20 protein-coding genes are annotated in these 18,266 nt (G+C 65.7%); 7 read left to right on the top strand and 13 right to left on the bottom strand.

Translation table 11 applies throughout. The features are described from left to right. Positions 1-80: 80 nt before the first annotated feature. Genes ACQR1F_RS16330 through ACQR1F_RS16320 form a run of 3 tightly spaced genes read right to left on the bottom strand, consistent with a single transcriptional unit; the run spans position 81 to position 3,578 of the window. The gene (locus tag ACQR1F_RS16330; protein ID WP_434873385.1) at positions 81-845 is read right to left on the bottom strand and encodes an SDR family NAD(P)-dependent oxidoreductase; all 765 of its coding nucleotides are present in this window, start codon (positions 843-845) and stop codon (positions 81-83) included. A gap of 26 nt (positions 846-871) precedes the next feature. Next, complete coding sequence (locus ACQR1F_RS16325) at positions 872-2,773, bottom strand: feruloyl-CoA synthase (RefSeq protein WP_434913461.1); 1,902 nt, start codon at positions 2,771-2,773, stop codon at positions 872-874. A 1-nt stretch (position 2,774) separates the two neighbouring features. Beyond that, entirely contained in the window at positions 2,775-3,578 is an 804-nt protein-coding gene (locus ACQR1F_RS16320) for a crotonase/enoyl-CoA hydratase family protein (RefSeq protein ID WP_315805726.1), read from the bottom strand. Between the two features lie 923 nt (positions 3,579-4,501). Here ACQR1F_RS16320 and ACQR1F_RS16315 point away from each other — a divergent pair. Further along, positions 4,502-4,828 (top strand): hypothetical protein, encoded by a 327-nt coding sequence (locus ACQR1F_RS16315; RefSeq protein WP_434913460.1) that lies wholly within the window; start codon positions 4,502-4,504, stop codon positions 4,826-4,828. Positions 4,829-5,008: 180 nt separating this feature from the next. On the opposite strand, the gene ACQR1F_RS16310 is transcribed toward ACQR1F_RS16315, so the two are convergent. The 4 genes from ACQR1F_RS16310 to ACQR1F_RS16295 form a co-directional block, all read right to left on the bottom strand. Further along, positions 5,009-5,488 carry a DUF3237 domain-containing protein gene (locus ACQR1F_RS16310; protein ID WP_434913459.1) on the bottom strand — a complete coding sequence of 160 codons (480 nt, stop codon included), beginning with the start codon at positions 5,486-5,488 and terminating at the stop codon, positions 5,009-5,011. Further along, positions 5,488-6,807: a TRAP transporter large permease gene (locus ACQR1F_RS16305; protein WP_315805176.1), complete on the bottom strand. Its 1,320-nt coding sequence runs from the start codon at positions 6,805-6,807 to the stop codon at positions 5,488-5,490. Before ACQR1F_RS16305 ends, ACQR1F_RS16310 begins: the two co-directional genes overlap by 1 nt. 6 nt (positions 6,808-6,813) lie before the next feature. Next, positions 6,814-7,323: a TRAP transporter small permease gene (locus tag ACQR1F_RS16300; protein ID WP_315805177.1), complete on the bottom strand. Its 510-nt coding sequence runs from the start codon at positions 7,321-7,323 to the stop codon at positions 6,814-6,816. Positions 7,324-7,575: 252 nt separating this feature from the next. Beyond that, on the bottom strand, positions 7,576-8,595 hold the full coding sequence (locus ACQR1F_RS16295) for a TRAP transporter substrate-binding protein (RefSeq protein ID WP_316182874.1): 1,020 nt from the start codon (positions 8,593-8,595) through the stop codon (positions 7,576-7,578). A 407-nt stretch (positions 8,596-9,002) separates the two neighbouring features. Between ACQR1F_RS16295 and ACQR1F_RS16290 the strand changes: the two genes are divergently transcribed. Beyond that, positions 9,003-9,416, top strand: coding sequence for a PaaI family thioesterase (locus ACQR1F_RS16290; protein ID WP_315805179.1), 414 nt, complete (start codon positions 9,003-9,005; stop codon positions 9,414-9,416). Positions 9,417-9,421: 5 nt separating this feature from the next. Here ACQR1F_RS16290 and ACQR1F_RS16285 read toward each other — a convergent pair whose 3' ends face one another. Beyond that, the gene (locus tag ACQR1F_RS16285; protein ID WP_316238204.1) at positions 9,422-10,306 is read right to left on the bottom strand and encodes a LysR family transcriptional regulator; all 885 of its coding nucleotides are present in this window, start codon (positions 10,304-10,306) and stop codon (positions 9,422-9,424) included. Positions 10,307-10,426: 120 nt separating this feature from the next. On the opposite strand from ACQR1F_RS16285, the gene ACQR1F_RS16280 reads away from it, so the two are divergent. Then, positions 10,427-11,050: a pyridoxamine 5'-phosphate oxidase family protein gene (locus tag ACQR1F_RS16280; RefSeq protein WP_434913458.1), complete on the top strand. Its 624-nt coding sequence runs from the start codon at positions 10,427-10,429 to the stop codon at positions 11,048-11,050. A gap of 190 nt (positions 11,051-11,240) precedes the next feature. Here ACQR1F_RS16280 and ACQR1F_RS16275 read toward each other — a convergent pair whose 3' ends face one another. Next, positions 11,241-11,969: a glutathione S-transferase family protein gene (locus ACQR1F_RS16275; protein WP_316182870.1), complete on the bottom strand. Its 729-nt coding sequence runs from the start codon at positions 11,967-11,969 to the stop codon at positions 11,241-11,243. Positions 11,970-12,188: 219 nt separating this feature from the next. On the opposite strand from ACQR1F_RS16275, the gene ACQR1F_RS16270 reads away from it, so the two are divergent. Together ACQR1F_RS16270 and ACQR1F_RS16265 are read left to right on the top strand one after the other, a co-directional pair. Further along, complete coding sequence (locus ACQR1F_RS16270) at positions 12,189-12,887, top strand: helix-turn-helix transcriptional regulator (protein WP_315713748.1); 699 nt, start codon at positions 12,189-12,191, stop codon at positions 12,885-12,887. Then, a complete protein-coding gene (locus ACQR1F_RS16265) occupies positions 12,880-13,200 on the top strand; it encodes a YkgJ family cysteine cluster protein (RefSeq protein ID WP_434848588.1) in 321 nt (106 codons plus the stop codon). The genes ACQR1F_RS16270 and ACQR1F_RS16265 overlap by 8 nt, the downstream gene beginning before the upstream one ends. A 24-nt stretch (positions 13,201-13,224) precedes the next feature. Here the strand turns inward: ACQR1F_RS16265 and ACQR1F_RS16260 are convergent, their stop codons facing one another. The 4 genes from ACQR1F_RS16260 to ACQR1F_RS16245 form a co-directional block, all read right to left on the bottom strand. After that, the gene (locus ACQR1F_RS16260; protein ID WP_315805267.1) at positions 13,225-13,617 is read right to left on the bottom strand and encodes a hypothetical protein; all 393 of its coding nucleotides are present in this window, start codon (positions 13,615-13,617) and stop codon (positions 13,225-13,227) included. A 139-nt stretch (positions 13,618-13,756) separates the two neighbouring features. Further along, positions 13,757-14,107, bottom strand: coding sequence for a DUF3307 domain-containing protein (locus ACQR1F_RS16255; protein ID WP_315805268.1), 351 nt, complete (start codon positions 14,105-14,107; stop codon positions 13,757-13,759). 316 nt (positions 14,108-14,423) lie between these two features. Then, the gene (locus ACQR1F_RS16250) at positions 14,424-15,305 is read right to left on the bottom strand and encodes a DUF6537 domain-containing protein (RefSeq protein WP_434846269.1); all 882 of its coding nucleotides are present in this window, start codon (positions 15,303-15,305) and stop codon (positions 14,424-14,426) included. A gap of 20 nt (positions 15,306-15,325) precedes the next feature. Continuing rightward, positions 15,326-15,994 carry a Crp/Fnr family transcriptional regulator gene (locus ACQR1F_RS16245; RefSeq protein ID WP_315713745.1) on the bottom strand — a complete coding sequence of 223 codons (669 nt, stop codon included), beginning with the start codon at positions 15,992-15,994 and terminating at the stop codon, positions 15,326-15,328. A gap of 293 nt (positions 15,995-16,287) precedes the next feature. Between ACQR1F_RS16245 and ACQR1F_RS16240 the strand changes: the two genes are divergently transcribed. Both ACQR1F_RS16240 and ACQR1F_RS16235 read left to right on the top strand, forming a co-directional pair. Beyond that, complete coding sequence (locus ACQR1F_RS16240) at positions 16,288-17,400, top strand: ion transporter (RefSeq protein WP_434913457.1); 1,113 nt, start codon at positions 16,288-16,290, stop codon at positions 17,398-17,400. Continuing rightward, positions 17,397-18,191 (top strand): enoyl-CoA hydratase/isomerase family protein, encoded by a 795-nt coding sequence (locus ACQR1F_RS16235; protein ID WP_434848591.1) that lies wholly within the window; start codon positions 17,397-17,399, stop codon positions 18,189-18,191. Before ACQR1F_RS16240 ends, ACQR1F_RS16235 begins: the two co-directional genes overlap by 4 nt. The last annotated feature ends 75 nt before the right edge of the window (positions 18,192-18,266 follow it).

Genomic DNA, 18,266 nt, shown 5'->3' with positions numbered 1-18,266 from the left:
TGGCGATGCAATCCGGCCTCTCCCCGCGCGCGGGGAGAGGCTGGCAGCGAGCCTCTGGCGAGTAGCTCGGCGCATCAATCCTACTTCGGCGCCATGCGCAGCGAGCCGTCGAGGCGGACGACTTCGCCGTTGAGGTAGGCGTTCTCGACCATGTGCAGCGCCAGCGCGGCAAACTCGTCGGCGTGGCCGAGACGGCGCGGGAACGGGATCGCGGCGGCGAGCGAGTCCTGGGCCTCCTGCGGCAGGTTGGCGAGCAGCGGCGTCAGGAACAGGCCGGGCGCAATGGTCAGCACGCGGATGCCGAACTGTGCGAGCTCGCGCGCGATCGGCAGGGTCATGCCGACGATGCCGCCCTTGGAGGCCGAATAGGCCGACTGTCCGATCTGGCCGTCATAGGCGGCAACGGACGCGGTGTTGATGACGACGCCACGCTCGCCGGTCGCCTGCGGCTCCAGCTTGGTCATGCCGTTGGTGACCAGGCGCAGCATGTTGAACGAGCCGATCAGGTTGACCTTGATGACCTTCTCGAAATCGGCCAGCGGCATCGGGCCGTCGCGGCCGACCACGCGCTTGGCGACGCCGATGCCGGCGCAGTTGACCAGCACGCGCGGCTGCTGCCCGAGCGCCTCGACGGCCTTGGCAACGGCCGCTTCCGCGCCGGCGGCGTCCGAGACGTCGCAGACCACCGGCACGCCCTTGATCTCGGCCGCGACCTCCGCCGCCAGCTTGGCGTTGAGATCGAACACCGCGACCTTGGCGCCCTGCGCAGCGAGCTTGCGGGCGGTGGCGGCCCCGAGGCCGGAAGCGCCGCCAGTGACGATGGCGGCCTGGTCCTTCAACAACATTGTCGTTTCTCCCTTGGATGCGTCGATCAGCCGGCGATGATGATGTCGTCGTCCGGCGTCGCGGCGTAGATGCGTTCGATCAGGTCCTTGCGGTTCTCCAGCACGGCGCGCTGGTTGATCGATCCCTTGTCGGTGACCTCGCCCTTGTCGATCGACAGCGGCACGCCGAGCAGGACGGCGCGCGTGATGCGCGTCGACGAGCCGGTCGCGGTCTGCAGGAATTTTGCGAAGCGCTGACGGAAGGCCTCGATGATCAGCGGATCGGCCGCCGTGGCGGCGAGGTCGTCGAACGGCAAGGTCGCGTTGATCAGGCGGCAACCATCGAGATCGAGCACGACGATGGCCGCGATCTCGTCGCGGTTGATGCCGGCGATGATCACGTCGCGCGCCAGCGGCGCGCACGCAGCCACGAAGCGGGCCCGCAACGGGCCGACGGAAACCCAGGTGCCGCTCGCCAGCTTGAAGTCCTCGGCAACACGACCGTCAAAATCGAAGCCGGCATTGAAGTCGTCGGGATCGACGGGCTTCAGCGCGTCGCCCATCTTGTAGTAGCCTTCGTCATCGAAGGCCGCGGCCGAGACCTCCGGCAGGCGCCAATAGCCCGGCGTCACGTTCGGCCCCTTGGCGCGCACTTCCATCTTGCCGTTGTTGGGAACGAGCTTGGCCTCGTTGCCGGAGACCGGCAGGCCGACATGGCCGGAGCGGCTGGTGCGTGGATTGACCGACATGAAGAACGGTGCGGTCTCGGTGGAGCCGAGGCCCGTCAGCATCGGCACGCGATAGCCCGTCTCGGCCACCGAGAGCTCGTCGAGCTCGTTCCAGACATGCGGCGCCAGTGCGGCGCCGGAGAAGAACATCGCGTGCAGCCGCTGGAAGAAGGACTTCCGCAGCGCCGGGTCCTCGCGGAAATAGGGCAGCAGCGACTCATAGCCCTTGGGGACGTTGAAATAGACCGTCGGCGAGATCTCGCGCAGGTTTCGCACGGTCTCCTCGATGCCGCCAGGCACCGGCTTGCCCTGGTCGAGATACATCGAGCCGCCGTTGAACAAGGTCAGGCCGATATTGTGGTTGCCGCCGAAGGTGTGATTCCAGGGCAGCCAGTCGATGATGACGGGCGGCTCGTCCTTGAGGAAGGCGAGCGTCTCGCGGATCATCACCTGGTTGGCGCAGATCATGCGCTGGGTATTGATCACGGCCTTCGGATTGCCGGTCGAGCCAGAGGTGAGCAGGAATTTCGCGATCGTGTCCGGACCGATCTTGTCGTTGATAGCATCGAGGCCTGCAAACAGCGGCGACGCGATGAGATCGGCGAGCATCGTGACCTTGCGGCCCGGCACCGAGCCGAACGAGGCCACGATCTCGGTGCCATCGGGCACGTTGGCGACGAGCGCGTCGGCGAACTTGTCGGCGTCGTCGACGAAGACGAGGCCCGGCGTCAGCAGCTTCATCAGATAAGCGAGCTTGCCGTAGTCGCGCGACACCAGCGAGTAGGCCGGCGACACTGGGCAGAAGGGCACGCCGGCATAGAGCGAGCCGAACGCGACCAGGGCATGATCGATCGAATTGCCCGACAGGATCATCACCGGGCGGTCCGGCGAGAGTCCGCGGGCGAGCAGCCCCGAGGCGATGTGCCGGCTCGCCGCCAGCAGTGTGGCATAGGTCAGCTCGCGCCAGCCCTCGGGCCCGACGCGCTCGGCCATGAACACGCGCTCTGGTGTGGCTTTGGCGAAGTGATGCAGCCGATCCGTGATCCGCTGCGGATAGTCGCCGAGCGGCTGCTTCGGACGGAGATAGATGGTGCCGTCGTCGCGGCGATCGACGGTGACCGCGGGATCGTTGAACGAGATCGCGCGCAACGGATGAACACTGGCGGTGCGCGCCGTGTCGTCCGTTCCTCCCTGTGTGCTTCTTATTGTTTGTGTGGTCATGTCACGTCGGCTTCACTTTGGCGGTCTTGTGATCGAGGAAGGCGCGGATGCGACTCTTGGCCTCCTTGTCGCTCTGCGCGACGGTGGCCATCAGCGATTCCATCAGCAGACCGGTCTGCGGATTGGCCTCCGCGATCATCGGCAGCGCCTGCAGCACCGCGAAATTCGTCAGCGGCGCGTTACCCGCGATCTTGGCGGCCAACTCCATGGCCTTGGTCATCGAGGCACCGGCCTCGACGAGATATTGGGCGAAGCCGTAGGACGAGCCTTCGGTCGCGGAATAGACGCGACCGGTCAGCATCATGTCCATCATGCGGGCGACGCCGATCAGGCGCGGCAGCCGCACCGAGCCACCGCCTCCGACGAAGATGCCGCGCTGGCCTTCGGGCAGCGCGAAGTAAGCCGACGGCTCGGCGACACGGATATGCGCGGCGCAGGCGAGCTCGAGACCGCCACCGATGACGGCCCCCTTCAGTGCGGCGATCACCGGCACGCGGCAATACTGGATGCGGTCGAACACGCGATGCCACATCTGCGAGTGCACCAGGCCCTCGGTCGCGTCGCGCTCGCGCAATTCGGAGAGATCGAGGCCGGAAGAGAAATTGTCGCCGAGGCCGTGGATCACGACGCAGCGGACGTCGTCGGGCAGGCTGGTGAAGCGCTCGCCGATGGCGAGGATGATGCCGTCATTCAGCGCGTTGCGCTTGGCCGGGCGGTTGAGCCCGATCGTCAGGACGGCGCCCTGCTGTTCGATCTGCAGCAGAGACGGATCGCCCGCTGGCGTGGCGGTGTCGGCGTTTCCCATCGCTTGATTGTGTCCTGTTCAGAATAGTTATGTTTTATAACGATCTTCGCGGGAGTCAATAAGCGGCGCCCGACATCATGTTGTGCGATGCAAAACAACAAGCCGCGGGGGGCGCGGCCAGACGCAGCATGGTAAGGCCCGCCTGCGCGCAAAGGCAAATGACATGATCCGGCATTCCCGCGGCGAAATCACGCCCGGGGCTTTGCTGATCGTGTTCACCCTCCGGTGCGGAGGGCGCAGGGAAGGCCAGGCGTCGGCTGACGCCTGCGGCCCGCCTGCGAAAAGAATGCAGGCGGCAGGTACCACAGGTGCAGCCGAGAACGCCCGGCCTTCCCTGCGCGATGGTCTTCACGCTTATACGCAGTCTCCCTGGTGCGCCGGGCTTTTTGGCCACCATCACCGCGCAGCGCCTGCGGCGCCATCACGGCTTGATACCAGCGTCGGGGTATCAGGACGCTGCGATTTCACGTCCGCGTCACATCGTTCGTCCGCGCGCCCGAAGACACGCTGCGACATGATCGCGGCCACCGCTCCCCGCCCCGCGTGTCGTGACGATCGCGCGCTACGCCCCTCGGCTTGGGACGGGATGGCGCGATATGATCATAACTTCTGGAAAAACGCAAGATATTTTTGTTTTGCAAAAATCAAGGATCGGAGGCAACGGCGCCTCACCGCTCTCCGCTGTCGTCCCTGCGAACGCAGGGACCCATAACCACCGGCCCTCGTGAGATGAGGACTGCCAGTTATGCCCAACCGACAGATTCCGCGGTATGGGTCCCTGCGTTCGCAGGGACGACACCGCCGTTGCGGCGGGCAGCGTGGCCGACAGCAAAGTGAACGGCCGACAACATCGCATTCAGGGTGCCTTCAAAGCGCGCGCTGTAGAACCTCTACCGTCACCACACTTCCCAATGGAGGGGATCATGGTTTCGCTGAAGACATCTCTCGCAGGCGGCATCGCCGCGCTCGCCGTGACCGCCACCCTGCTCGCCGGCGCGGCGCCGGCTCAGGCCCATGACGGCCGCAACGCGGCGCTCATCGGTGGTCTCCTGGTCGGCGCTCTCGTCGGCGGCGCGCTGGCGTCGGAAGCGCAAGCCTATGAGCCCGCGCCGGTCTACCGGTCGCACTATCGCGACGCGGCGTATGACGGCTACGGCTACGAGCGCTACCGTTACGTGCCGGCCCAGCGCTATCGCAATTGCGACCACGGCGGCTATGGCCGGGCGGCGGATTGGGACGACGAGGACTAGTCTCAACGAGAGACCAACTGCCATTATTTTGGCTCCGTCATGCCCGGGCTTGTCCCGGGCATCCACGTCTTCCCCAGCAGGCTAGCGACGTGGACGGCCGGGACAAGCCCGGCCATAAGCAGCACGTCGGCCACGTCGTCGCTGCGCTCGCAATGACGGAGTTGGGGCAGGCCGTGCGGCCTAGAGCACCACGTGCACGTCGATGATGACGCGGTCCGCGTGCCTCGCGGCGGAGCCGACGAAGACGTGCTCCATAAGCCAGCGATATTTCTCGTGGCCGGTCTCGAAGCGCGGATGGGTGCGGAAGTAGATCAGCTTGGGGTCCACGGGCTCGCCGCGCTTGAGCTTCTGCAACAGGTCGACCGGTCCGAAGCGGATGCCGCGGTTCTCGACGTAGATCGTCGCGCCGTCGTCGGTCTCGAAGCCATATTTGGCTTCGAGGTCGATCAGCTCGTTCGGACGGATGACCTGGAAGTCGGCGCCGAAATTGCAGATCCTGCCCCTGATGCCCTCACCGGCGCGGCCGGGGCCCTTCACCTCGCCGCCATGGATCGGGATGATCCGGCGCACGCCGATGCCGGTCTCGCCGGCACTGGTGACGTCGCCGATCATCACGGTGAGGGTGAAGACGTAGCGGGTCTCGAGGATCGGGGTCGTCATCAGCGGGCCATCATCTGTTGCGGCAGCCAGGTGGCCAGCAGCGGGAAGGCGATCAGGATCACCAGGCGGATCAGGTCGGTGACGACGAAGGGCAGCACGCCCTTGAAGATCGTCGAGAACGACACGTCCTTCACCACGCTCTTGATGACGAAGACGTTCATGCCGACCGGCGGATGGATCAGGCCGAGCTCGACGGTCATCACGATGATGACGCCGAACCAGATCGGATCGAAGCCGAGATGGGAGATGACCGGGAAGATGATCGGCACGGTCAGGATGATCATCGCCATCGCATCCATCAGGCAGCCGAGCACGAGATACATCACCATGATCAGCGCCAGCACCCCGTAGGGGCCGAGGCCGAGGCCGGTGAGGAACTCCGTCACCTTCTGCGGCGTCTGCGTCACCGTCAGGAAGTAGCCGAAGATCAGCGCGCCGATCAGCACGGTGAACACCGCGGCCGCGGTGCGCGTGGCCTGCAGCAGCGAAGCCAGGATCTTGTCCTTGTCGAGCCGGCCGGTGAACACGCCGATCAGGAATGCGCCGGTGGCGCCGACGCCGCCGGCTTCCGTCGGCGTGAAGCGCGGCAGGAACGGCAGACCATAGAGACCGCCGATCACGAACAGGAACAGGAGCACCGGCGCCCAGATGCCTTTCAGGCCCGCGATGCGCTCGCGCCACGGCGGCGCCTCGCCCTTCGGGAGAAAATCCGGCCTGACACGGCCGATCACCGTGATGGTGATCATGTACATGGTCATCGCCAACAGGCCGGGGATGATGCCGGCGATGAACAGCTTGCCGATGTCCTGCTCGGTGATGATGCCGTAGACGGCGAGCACGGTCGACGGCGGCAGCATCGCGCCGAGCGTGCCGCCCGCGGCGATGACGCCGGTGGCGAAGGACTGCGGATAGCCGAAGCGGCGCATCTCGGGATAGGCCACCGCCGAGAACGTCGCGGCAGTCGCCACGGACGAGCCGCAGATCGCAGCGAAGCCGCCGCAGGCGGCGACGGTGGCGATGCCGAGCCCGCCGCGCAGATGGCCGACGAAGCCGTTGGCGGCGCGGAACAGCTCGCGGCTCATGCCGGAGTTGGACACGAACGTTCCCATCAGCAGGAACATCGGGATCACGCCGAACGTGTAGTCCGTGACCGTGCGCATCGAGGTCTGGCCGACCAGCTTCAACGCCGCCGTGCCGTTGACGAGATAGGCGAAGCCGGACACGCCGACGAGTCCCATCGCCATGCCGACGGGCACGCGCAGCAGCATCAGCGCAAACAGCGCAACGAAGCCGATGACGGCAACCGCATCCGTACTCATGCGGCACTACTCCGTGGGCTTGACGTGAGGGTCATGAATCTCCTCGGGGTGGAAGATCAGGCGATAGGTCCGGATGGCGATCAGGAGCACCGCCGAAACGTCGCCGATCCAGGCGATGGCGAAGAACGGCCAGGTCGGCATGTGCAGATCGAAGGTGAGGACGTTGTCCTCATAGGTGCCGCGCACCTTGTCGAACAGGGTCCAGGTCTGCACCGTGACGACGAACAGCAGCACCAGCGTTGCGAAGATGTCGATCCAGCGCTGATAGCGCGGGCCGACATTGCCCCAGATCAGATCCACGGTGATGTGTGTGCCGCGATAGGATGTCGCAGCGATGCCCCAGAAGATCAGGATGCCGAGCAGCATGCGCCCGATGTCGAAGGAATCGGGGATCGAATAGTTCAGCGTATTGCGGAGCAGCACCGACAGGAAGATGTCGAGCGCGACGATGCCGACGAAGAACGCGGCGATCCATTCGATCGCATCGATGATCCGGTCCATGTAGGCGCGCTGCATGGCGTCCCCGTTTGAAATCTGGTCGTAGGCTTGAAGATTGGAGCGCGCGCTGCCGCGCAGCAGGCGGTGGGCCCCCTCGCCCCGCCAGGGCGAAGCGAAGCTTCGCTAAGGCGGGGAGAGGGTTGGGGTGAGGGGGTACAGGTCTAACGGCTCGCACCACCCGTGCGGCTGCCCCTCACCCCGACCCTCTCTCCGTCAGAACGGGGAGAGGGAGCGCACCGTCTGCTGCGCAACAGCGCGATGTAAAGAGCGCTACTGCGCCAGCGCGTTGTACTTGGCGAGCGAGGCCTTCAGCTCGGTCATGGCGGCCTCGGCGTCGACGCCGGTCTTCTTGACGCCGTCGGCCCAGGTCTTGAACAGCGGCTCGGAGGCCTTCTTCCACAAAGCGGTCTGCTCCGGCGTCAGCTTGTAGACCTCCTGGCCGGACTCGGCCTTGATCTTGTCGACGCCGGCGTCCTCGAACTTGCCCCAGGGCTCGCCGACCTTGCCGGCGGTCTCCGTGTTGCAATTGTCGTCGATCGCCTTCTTCTGCATCGCCGACATCTGGTTGTACTTGTCCTTGTTCATGACGAACACGAAGGTCGTCACGTAGAACGGCGCGTCCATGTGGTACTTCGTGACCTTGTCGACTCCGAACAGCACCAGCGAGCCCGCCGGAAAGGTGACGCCGTCAGCGACACCGCGCTCGATGATGTCGCGCACTTCCGGCGCCGACGACTGCACATTGGTGCCGCCGAGCAGGGTGACGAAATTGGCGATCGTCGCATCGGCCGGGCGGATCTTCATGCCCTTGACGTCCTCGGGCACGACGACCTTCTTGGTGCGGGTGTGGAAAGCCGAGGGCGTGTGGACGAAGGCGAGGCAATACTTGACGTCCTTCATCTCCTTCTCGGCATATTTGCGGTACCACGCGTCCAGACCTTCCGAGCCGCCCTTGGCGTCGGAGACCAGGAACGGCAGCTCGCCGGCGCCGATGATCGGGAAACGGCCGGGCTGATAGCCGGGATTGACGTAAGTGACATCGGCGATGCCGTCGCGCGCCATGTCGTAATGGTCGAACGCCTTGCCGAGCTGCTGGGCCGGGAACACCTTGCCCTTGATGGTGCCGCCCGAGGCCTTTTCGACCGATGCGGCCCAATCCTCCAGCGCCTTCTGCAGCGGATGGCTGGCGGGCACCCAGTGCGAAATCTTCAGCTCGAACGTCTTGTCTTGCGCGAGCGCGGGGGTGGTCACACCGGCAGCCAGCGCCAACGCCAGAAGCGTCTTCCTCATCGGGATCCTCTCCTTCCATCATGGGCCTTCGAGGGCCCTTTGCTTCATTGTTATAGCATATAACCATCATTGCAAGCGTGACGGCAGACCCGCCGTCGCGGCACGCGCGAGCCTGCCCCTATCGCGCCAGCCAGCGCAAGCCTGGCAGACGAAAGTTGCAGCCGCGCGACCAATTCATTAACACGTTAAGCATCTTGAGTGCACCCGAAATTGCACGGCTGCGTCGGCACACCGCGAAATTGCCACGAGGGGTCGAGCGGCCCTGCGACATCGTGCGCCATCTCCGCCGGCGTCGGCGCGCACCGTTTCAAACATCGGCGCAAAACACGTTTGAAACTTTGTAGGCGGTGCAAAACGCGCGGAGACGTCGTTGACTGCGGACATCGCCAGCAACGATCGAGACACCCGTGAGCAGCATTCCCGCCGGCTTCGAGCCGCATTTCCGCAAGAGCCCGTTCACCGATCCCTGGGAGCCGCTCTACGCCAGGAGAACCGACAAGGCCGTCATCCTCGGCCTGCGGCTCGCCGTGCCGCACACCAATTCGCGCGGGCTGATCCATGGCGGCCTGATCGCATCGCTGGCCGACAATGCGATGGGCTATAGCTGCGCCCAGACGCTGGGCTGGGAGGCGTCGTTGGTGACGATCAACCTCGCAGTCGACTACATCGGCAGCGCCGGGATCGGGCAGTGGCTCAGCGTCGAGAGCGACGTCATCAAGAGCGGACGCACCGTCTGCTTCGTGCAGAGCCTGGTGCTGGCCGACGACGCCGTGATCGCGCGGGCGAACGCGACGTTTCGCGTGGTGCCGAAGAAGGAGTGACGTCGTCAGCCGAAGCGCCAGTCGCAGGTCGTGGCGATCAGGTCGATGAAGGCGCGGACCTTGGCTGATAGGAGCCGGGAGCTCGGGAACACGATGTGGATGGGAAGTGGCGGCGGCTCGTATTTCGCCAGCACCCGCTTGAGGCGGCCGCCACGCAGCGCGTCGGCGGCCTGATAGGCCATCACCCGTGTCACGCCGCCGCCCGCCTCGGCATATTGGATCGCGGCGTCGGCATTGTTGGTAACGAGCCGCGGGCTGACCGCAATCCGCAGTTCCCTGCCCTCCTTGACGAAGCGCCATTCGTCGGCCGGGCCGAATTGGATGGTCTGGTGCTTCGCCAGCGCATCGGGCGTCCGCGGCTCGCCTTGGCCTTTGAAGTAGGCGGGAGCCCCGACCACGATCCGGCGCATGCTGCCGACCTGGCGGGCCACGAGCGACGAATCGCCGAGATGGCCGATCCGAACGGCGCAGTCGACGCCGTCCTCGACCAGATTGATCTGGCGGTCCTCGAGGCGCAGCTCGGCCGCGACCTCGGCATAGCGGCTCAGATAGGCGGCCATGACCGGACCGACATGGAGCCGGCCGAAACCGACCGGCGCCGAGACCACCAACCGCCCCACCGGCTGTAGGCGCTCGCTCTCCGCGGCGCGCTCCGCCTCCGCCAGATCGGCCAGGATGCGGCCAGCGCGTTCCAGATAGCGTCGTCCGGAATCGGTCAGCGTCACCGAGCGCGTCGTCCGCTGCAGCAGGCGGACGCCAAGATGCGCTTCGAGCGCGGCGACCAAACGGGTGACCGCCGATGGTGACAGCTTGAGCCGGCGCGCCGCCGGTGCGAAGCCGTTCAGCTCGGCGACGGTGACGAACGCCTGCATGGCATCGATGCGGTCCATGGGATTATTGCAACATCTGCAACGATCCAATGTCAACTGGTCAGATTATTTCCCTGGGGGATTGGGACCATATTGCCTTCACGGCGGCAGCCACGGCCGCAGCGACAAGGAGTCATTGCGATGACCCAGCCAACCATCCAGGCACCCGGCGACGTCATGTTCTCACCCGCCGTCAAGGCGATCCAGGCCCGCAAGGGGTCGCGCGAGAGCTACGCGCATGTGGAGCAGAGCCGCGGCTTTCGCCACGAGGTCGACGCCGATCTCGCCGGCCGCCTCGCCGAGGCCACGAGCTTCTATCTCGCGACCGCCTCGGCCGACGGCCAGCCCTATATCCAGCATCGCGGCGGACCGAAGGGCTTTCTCAAGGTGCTCGACAGCCGCACGCTGGCGTTCGCCGACTTCAGCGGCAACCGGCAATACATCACCCAGGGCAATCTGTCGGAGAACCCGCACGCCTACATCTTCATCATGGACTACGCGCATCGCCGCCGGGTGAAGATCTGGGGGACGGCGCGAGTGGTCGAGGATGATGCCGCGCTGACGGCCTCGCTGATGCCGAGAGGCTACAGGGCGCGGCCCGAGCAGGTAATGCTGTTCACGATCAGCGCCTGGGACACCAACTGCCCGCAGCACATCCCGCAGAAGTTCGACGCGGCCGACGTCGCGGAAGCGCTGGCCGTGCGCGATGCGCGCATCGCGGAGCTGGAGGCGGAGGTGACGCGGTTGAAGGGCGAGGCCCTCTGACGAAGTCCTCTGCCTTCAGCACTGTGGACCTGTGCTTGGTCGTCATTCCGGGGCAAATCGTTCGTGCGCGGTAGTGCACGGGCGATTGAACCCGGAATCTCGACATGAGTAGAGCGCAAAACAATCTCGAGATTCCGGGTTCAAGGCCTGCGGCCTTGCCCCCGGAATGACGTGGGTGGGGCTTAAGAACTCAGGCGGCCTCGGCCGCCCTGCCCCAATCGAACTCAGGATAGTACTGCGCCATCATGCGCTCGGCATAGGCGACGAGATTGCCGAAGCTTTCGGTCCTGCGGCGGAGCTCGGAGTCGAAGAACGGCGTGAGAATGCCGGCGATGACGGCGAACGCGGTCGCGTCGGTGCCGCATGGACGATCACCCATCAGATAAGGCCGGTCGCCGAGCTGCACCGACAGCGCGCGCAGCGAGCGCGCGGCGAGATCGACGTCCTCGTCCGGCGCGTGCCGGCCGAGCCCGGAGATCAGATAGTTCTCGGCGACACGAAACTGCGCGTCCTCGCGCAGCTTCTCGCGCTTGTCGGCCGGCACGCCGTCGAAGAAATGCGCCGGCCCCTTGGCGAAGTTGACCGGATCGACCCAGCGCGCCCCGACCAGCGCGAAATACAGATGATGCTCGATCATGCGCTCGAACCCCCAGGCCTGCGCCCGCGCGCGCACGTCGAGTCCGGAATCGAAGTCGAAGCCGTATTTGCGCTCGATGTGGGCACGGATGAAGGTCGAATCGGCAATCAGCTCGCCGCCATCGTCGATGAAGGGCAGTTGCCCCTTCGGCGACGCCGGCGGCATCGCCCGCTGCTTCCGATAGTCGAGGCCCGCCATCTTCAATTGCACCTCCGTCTTGGTGACGAAGGGGCTGATCTCCGGCAGGCCGAAGCCCGCGCCCAAACCGAACAATGTGATCATGACAGCACTCCCGACTTCCTGAGCAGACGCCGGACGCTACGAACGTGCTGCTGCCACCATGGTGTCAGCAGCGGCAGTAGCGTGGTGGCCAGGCCAAGGCCATAAAACATCATCATCGACATCACCCCTTCAATCTCGTTGTTGGCCCGGTATAAGGACAGGCTGCTGCCAGCATCCTGTCAGCATCGGCGGGGGTGCTCGCCGCTCGCAGGACACACCATGAGACGCGCCGACCGGCTGTTCCAGATCATCCAGGTGCTGAGACGCACGCGCCGCCCATTGACGGCGGATGCGATCGCCGCCGAGCTCGAGACCTCGAAGCGCACGATCTATCGCGACATCGCCACCCTGATCGGGCAGCGCGTGCCGATCCGCGGCGAGGCCGGCATGGGCTACATCCTGGAGAAGGGTTTCGATCTGCCGCCCTTGATGCTGACGCCGGACGAGATCGAGGCGGCGGTGCTTGGCGCGCAATGGGTCGCGGTCAACGCCGACCCGGTGCTGGCGCGCGCGGCGGAAGACCTGATGGCCAAGATCGCAGACACCGTGCCGGAGCGCTTAAGGCCATTCGTACTGGAGCCGGCGAGCCGCGCGCCGCGGCCGTGGATGCGCGAGCCGGACCGCATCGACATGTCACGCACGCGTTCGCAGATCCACGAGGGACGCAAGATCCGCTTACGCTATCGCGACGAGCAGGGCCGCGACAGCGAGCGCGTGATCTGGCCGATCGCGATCGGCTATCATGACGCGGTGCGCATCCTCGCCGCCTGGTGCGAGCTGCGTCGCGACTTCCGCAGCTTCAGGACCGACCGTGTCGTCGAGGCGGATTATCTCGACGACAAATATCCTGAAAGGCGCGAGGCGCTGCGCGCCAAATGGCGGCGCAGCCTGGTGTGGGAGGTTCCCAAGGATGTCTGAACCGGTGTCTGGCGAGACTGACAGCAGCCCCTGTCAGAGCTGCGGCGCGTGCTGCGCCTATTCGTCGAACTGGCCGCGCTTCACGATCGAGGAGGATGAAGCCCTCGACCTGATCCCGGCCGAGCTGGTCAACGAGCGGCTGTCGGGCATGCGCTGCGACGGCGACCGCTGCTGCGGGCTCGATGGCGAGATCGCGCGCGCGGTCTCGTGCCGGATCTACGCGATCCGCCCTGAGGTGTGCCGCATCTGCATGCCGGGTGACGCCGAATGCGCGATGGCCCGGCGCAAGTTCGGTCTGCCGGTGCTCGCCTGAGCCAAAGGCCAGGAAGACGGGGAGTCAGGCCGTGACCGGCTCGGGGCTGTCGTCGAGATCGTCCTCGAACGGCTTCATCACCGAGAGCGGCTTGGTCGACAGCGAGATCGGCTTGCGGCTCGAGGTCGCGCTGGCCGGACCCGCCCGACCGCCGCGGGACTGCGCATACAGCGCCGATCCGACCCGGCCGCCGAACTGCGACAGGTCCTGCTCGCTGCAGGTGGATGCAATCGCAAGCGCCAGCGGGTGAAGATGCGTGCGCCTGTAACAGAACAGCGCCAGCATGGCCCTCACATCGGCGGAGACGCTCTCGACCAGCGCGGGCAGCCCGTTGGCGTCGGCACGGTAGAGCTCGCCGAGAAGCTCGTCGCCGACCGGGCACGAATCGCTGTCGAACGCATCGCGACTTTGAAGCATCTGTTTGATTGCCATGGCGCGACGATGCGGCGCGAATCGCTAACGTCCGGTTAACCAAACCGAACGGTCGTCCCACCCCCGGCTTGACACGGGGCTGCCGCCGTCGGCGCAGCTTCGCCGCGACGCACCGCGACCGGACTCAGCCGTTCGCGGCCATGAAGATCGAGAGCCCGAATCCGGTGAGGTGATGCAGCGCCTGGTCGACGCCGATCAGGGTCCAGAACCATCGGTGCTCGGTGTTCATGCCGAACCGCGACGAGCAGATGCCCTTGATGCGATCGATGGTGATGTGAATGGCGAAGTCGATCACGGCGACGAACCAGAATCGCGGCGCGACGATCAGGATCAGGACCATGGCGACGGCGAGATGGATCAGGCAGTGCACCAACAGCGGCAGCGCCCAGCCCTTCCGCTGGTCCTTGCCATAGGCCATCCAGGCGTTCTGCAGAACGAAGTCGCCAATGATGTGCTTGAAGGTCAGCAGCAGCATCCAGCCGACCAGCGCACCAACCGGAACCTGCGACGACAAAGAGGGAAAAGACAAAGCTGACGCTCTCGCTACGACTAACCCTTGGAACCAACCCTGGGAACCAACCCTTGGACGCACGGGGAACTGGAGGCGTTCAGCGCAATCTGATGAGAATACCCGGCCAATTCGACGCGTATGCGACGCTTATGACATCTCCGGTAGCGAATTGCACGCGAAAGGGAACCTCAAATCGCACCCTGCTACTCTTCCCGGCAATTCCGCGGGGGTAAGGTTACCCGCCACCGTGCATCTGCGAACCGGCCGCAGTCGCGGCGTTTCATTCCGCGGCGTCGGTCTTCGGTGCCGACAGCGCCCTCGCCCGGATCTGCGCGATGGTCCGCTTCAGCGCGCCCTGTCCCGGCTCTGCCAGCGCAACGGCGCGCGCCTCGGCGATGGCGGAGGCGAGATCCGAGATCGGCAGCACGCCATCGAAGGTGGGCTTGGCCAGGCCATCGATGATGGCATGCCAATCGGCGAGACCCTGCCGGTAGCCGTCGCCCTGCCCCTGGATCATGGTCGCCGTGCCGATCACGGCGGACGCCGCCGCAGGCTGCTTGTCCAGCGCGCGCGCGATCATGTGCAGCCACCGTTCGGCCCAGGCGCGCTCCTCGCCATAGCGCACCGATTGCAGCCGCCAGCGCCGCAGGCCGGCCATCAGCTTGAGACGGCGAATGGCGAGCGGCGATCGAACCGAGAAGCGGACCTTGACCCGGCGCCGGCCCAGCCAGCCGACCTGCTCGAAGGCTGCCAGCAACGATTCCGCCACGGCCTGCGGCAGCGCACCGATCAGTTCGTCGAGGCGAAACCGCCGCACGTCATCGCTCTCGCGTCCCCCCGGGCGCTGCCCCATGTCGAGGCTGATCAATCTGAGCTGGGCGATCCGGATCGGATCCTCGTAGGCCATGCGGGCGGCCAGCAGCTGCGCGATCTGAGACAGCATGCCGGCATCGACGTTCGATCTGCGCACGAATCGCTTGATGCGATCGACGTAGAGCTGCGCATAGCTCGCGCCCTGATACTCCATCAGCAGATGGATGCCATCGCTCACCGTCGGCACGGCGGCGTCAGGCAGGCCCTGAGGCAGAAAAGGCGGCTCGCCATCGTCGTCGCCGATGACGTCGGCGAACAGATATCGCAGCGAGGACCGGACGCTTTCCACTGGGCTTCAGGCTCCCCGGATCACGCCGGCTTGGCGACGGGCGCCGGCGCGGTGGTCTGTTGCGCCAGCCGCCGCTCGAGCGTTTCGATGTTCTGGAACAGCCGGGCGCTGGCGAGGCGCAGGAAGTAGAAGGCGAAGGCGGGGTTCTGGACGTAGAGCTGCTCGACCTGGTCGTAGGACACCGACAGGATCAGCCCGCCCTCGACGCATTCCAAGGTCTGCGTGCGCGTATTGGACGGGGAAATCATGCCGAACTCGCCGACGATCGCGCCCACCGGCAGCTCGATGCCGGATTCGACCAGGCGGAAGCGGCCGCTGACGATGTAGTACATGCTGTCGGCCTTCTCGTCCTTGTAGAACAGCACCTCGCCGGGACCGCATTTGCGCTCGGTCATGAACGGCTTCAGCCATTCCATGGAGAGGTCGCTGTTGACCGACTGCTTCACGTCGCGGACCAGTTGCAGCATCTGGTGGAGCCGGTAACTGTTGAGCGGCAGCAGCACCCCGTGCAGGATCAGGACCGGATAGTTGTGCATCGGCACCGCGGTCGCGATCAGGACGATGTTGGTGAGGATGGCGAAAACCCGCAGCGGAATCATGGTCCGCATCGACAGCGTGGCGACCACGAAGATCGAGGCGAAGAGGCTGCCGGCGGCGCCCGCATGTTCGACCAGGTGTGAGGTATCCATTGGGATCAACCAGACTCTTGGGACGCAGGAGGGCGGACGCTCGGTTCCGGCCTCCTTTTGCCTAATTTAGCGTGTCCATGCCGACCTCTGATATACGGCGAACAGACGACGTTTGAACCGGTATTTGAGCCGACACTCAAAAATTCCCGCTCGAAGTAGGACGGCTTGGACCTGCCGGAGGCACCCGCGCAACCGACCGGCCCGCATCGTTGACGGGATTCCCCCGATCGGGGCACCTTGCCGCCGCCGCGATCTCCTGCGGCTCTGAGATCAGCGACCGACGCCCGCCAGCAATGACCAAACCGCAGCACCCTGCCCTGGCGGCATTCGTCACCGCGCTGGCCGGACGCAACATGACCAAGGCGGCCTTTGCGGCCGTGGCGCTCGGCATGAGCGCCACGGTGCTGTTGACGATGGACCCGGCCTACGAGGCCGGACGGCGCTGGATCATCGCCCTGCTGTGCGGATGCCTTGTCTTTTTCGTCGTCGAATGGGCGGTTCGGGTTCAGCAGGCGGCCCGGGCGCATCGCGTCGCCGCCTACCTCATGTCGGGCCGGGGACTGCTGGACACGATCTCCGCTCTCGCCGTGCCGACCGCGCTGGTCTCGGGCATGGAGGCACGCACGGCGTGGCTGCTGGCGGTCATCTGGGTGCTCAAGGTGATCCCCGGCGTGCCCGGCCTGCGCCGGCTCCGCCGGGTGCTGGTGTTGGAAGCGCGCCCGCTGCTGTCGGTGCTGGTGCTGTTCCTGGTGGTGCTGTTTGTCGGATCGGTCGCCGAATACGCGCTCGAACATGACGAGCAGCCGGCCACCTTCGGCACCATCCCGTCCGCGCTGTGGTGGGCGGTCGTGACCCTCACCACCACGGGCTATGGCGACGTGGTGCCGGTCACGCCGCTCGGGCGGGTGGTCGCCGCCACGGTGATGATCTCCGGCCTCGGCGTGTTCGGCCTATGGACCGGCATCCTGGCGACCGGCTTCGCCGCGGAAACCCGGCGCGACAACTTTCTCAAGACCTGGGAATCGGTCAGCAAGGTACCGTTCTTCGCCAGCCTCGGGCCCTCGACGATCGCCGACGTCACGCAAATGCTGCGCACCATCGACCTGCCGCCCCGCGCCACCGTGATCCGCAAGGGCGAGCCGGGCGACTGCATGTATTTCATCGCCTCCGGCGAGGTCGAGGTCGACCTTCCCGGCAAGAAGGTCCGGCTCGGCGAGGGCGCGTTCTTCGGCGAGATGGCCTTGCTCGGGAACAACCTGCGCTCGGCCGACATCAGCACGACAGGGCTGTCGAAGCTGCTGGTCCTCGACCTCGTCGATTTCCGCGTGCTGATGGCACGCCACCCCGATCTGGCGCAGAGCATCGCTGCCGAGGCGAGGCGCCGAACCATGGAGAACAGGACATGACGACCGGACGGACCACCCAGGCCGATGACGCGCCGAGCATGCCGCTCCTCACCATCGACGGCGCCCGCGCCACCATTCGGCTCAATCGTCCGCGCCATCTCAACCGGCTCCAGCCGGAGGACCTCGCCGAGCTGCTGGCGCTGTTCGACCGGGTCGAGGCCAACGCCGCCTTGCGCGTGCTGGTCTTGACCGGCACCGGGCGGGCGTTCAGCGCCGGCTTCGACCTTGGCGCCATCGGCGCAACGCCGGCGGATAAGGCCGAGGCTTCCAGCCCGGCATTCGAGGAGGTCGTCGACCGGCTTGAGGACCTCGCCCTGCCGACGATCTGCCGGCTCAACGGCGGGGTCTATGGCGGCTCGACCGATCTGGCGCTGGCCTGCGATTTCCGGATCGGAGTCGATACCAGCGAGATGTTCATGCCGGCGGCGCGGCTCGGGCTGCACTATTACCCCAACGGCATCAAGCGCTACGTGTCCCGCCTCGGCGTCGATAATGCGAAGCGTCTGTTCCTGACGGCGGAGAAGATCGGCGCGGCCGAGATGCTGCGCATCGGCTATCTCACCGGCATGGTGACGGCCGATGCGCTCGATGCGGAGGTCGACCGGCTGGCGACGGTCCTGGCCGGCAACGCCCCCCAGGCCATGCGCGGCATGAAGCGCGCCATCAACGATTTCGCGCGCGGAGCCCTCGACGATGCGGCGGCGCGCCGCAGGCATCAGGACAGCATGCGCGGCGCCGAAATCCAGGAAGGCATGAAATCGTTTGCAGAGAAAAGAACCCCGAAATTCTGAGCGCAGCCGCGCTCCGAACTCATAAATTTTGCATGCAAATGTCTGTATCCAGCCGGTGCTCCGACACACGCTCAA

Source organism: Bradyrhizobium sp. HKCCYLS3013, assembly GCF_051167615.1.
Classification (GTDB): domain Bacteria; phylum Pseudomonadota; class Alphaproteobacteria; order Rhizobiales; family Xanthobacteraceae; genus Bradyrhizobium.
Note: the sequence above shows the minus strand (reverse complement) of the source record. Positions and strands in the feature narration are given on the sequence as shown.

Coding starts and splice junctions, on each gene's coding strand:
- ACQR1F_RS16330 (WP_434873385.1), bottom strand. CDS start 845: ATGTTGTTGAAGGACCAGGCCGCCATCGTCACTGGCGGCGCTTCCGGC.
- ACQR1F_RS16325 (WP_434913461.1), bottom strand. CDS start 2,773: ATGACCACACAAACAATAAGAAGCACACAGGGAGGAACGGACGACACG.
- ACQR1F_RS16320 (WP_315805726.1), bottom strand. CDS start 3,578: ATGGGAAACGCCGACACCGCCACGCCAGCGGGCGATCCGTCTCTGCTG.
- ACQR1F_RS16315 (WP_434913460.1), top strand. CDS start 4,502: ATGGTTTCGCTGAAGACATCTCTCGCAGGCGGCATCGCCGCGCTCGCC.
- ACQR1F_RS16310 (WP_434913459.1), bottom strand. CDS start 5,488: ATGACGACCCCGATCCTCGAGACCCGCTACGTCTTCACCCTCACCGTG.
- ACQR1F_RS16305 (WP_315805176.1), bottom strand. CDS start 6,807: ATGAGTACGGATGCGGTTGCCGTCATCGGCTTCGTTGCGCTGTTTGCG.
- ACQR1F_RS16300 (WP_315805177.1), bottom strand. CDS start 7,323: ATGCAGCGCGCCTACATGGACCGGATCATCGATGCGATCGAATGGATC.
- ACQR1F_RS16295 (WP_316182874.1), bottom strand. CDS start 8,595: ATGAGGAAGACGCTTCTGGCGTTGGCGCTGGCTGCCGGTGTGACCACC.
- ACQR1F_RS16285 (WP_316238204.1), bottom strand. CDS start 10,306: ATGGACCGCATCGATGCCATGCAGGCGTTCGTCACCGTCGCCGAGCTG.
- ACQR1F_RS16280 (WP_434913458.1), top strand. CDS start 10,427: ATGACCCAGCCAACCATCCAGGCACCCGGCGACGTCATGTTCTCACCC.
- ACQR1F_RS16275 (WP_316182870.1), bottom strand. CDS start 11,969: ATGATCACATTGTTCGGTTTGGGCGCGGGCTTCGGCCTGCCGGAGATC.
- ACQR1F_RS16270 (WP_315713748.1), top strand. CDS start 12,189: ATGAGACGCGCCGACCGGCTGTTCCAGATCATCCAGGTGCTGAGACGC.
- ACQR1F_RS16265 (WP_434848588.1), top strand. CDS start 12,880: ATGTCTGAACCGGTGTCTGGCGAGACTGACAGCAGCCCCTGTCAGAGC.
- ACQR1F_RS16260 (WP_315805267.1), bottom strand. CDS start 13,617: ATGCTTCAAAGTCGCGATGCGTTCGACAGCGATTCGTGCCCGGTCGGC.
- ACQR1F_RS16255 (WP_315805268.1), bottom strand. CDS start 14,107: ATGCTGCTGCTGACCTTCAAGCACATCATTGGCGACTTCGTTCTGCAG.
- ACQR1F_RS16245 (WP_315713745.1), bottom strand. CDS start 15,994: ATGGATACCTCACACCTGGTCGAACATGCGGGCGCCGCCGGCAGCCTC.
- ACQR1F_RS16240 (WP_434913457.1), top strand. CDS start 16,288: ATGACCAAACCGCAGCACCCTGCCCTGGCGGCATTCGTCACCGCGCTG.
- ACQR1F_RS16235 (WP_434848591.1), top strand. CDS start 17,397: ATGACGACCGGACGGACCACCCAGGCCGATGACGCGCCGAGCATGCCG.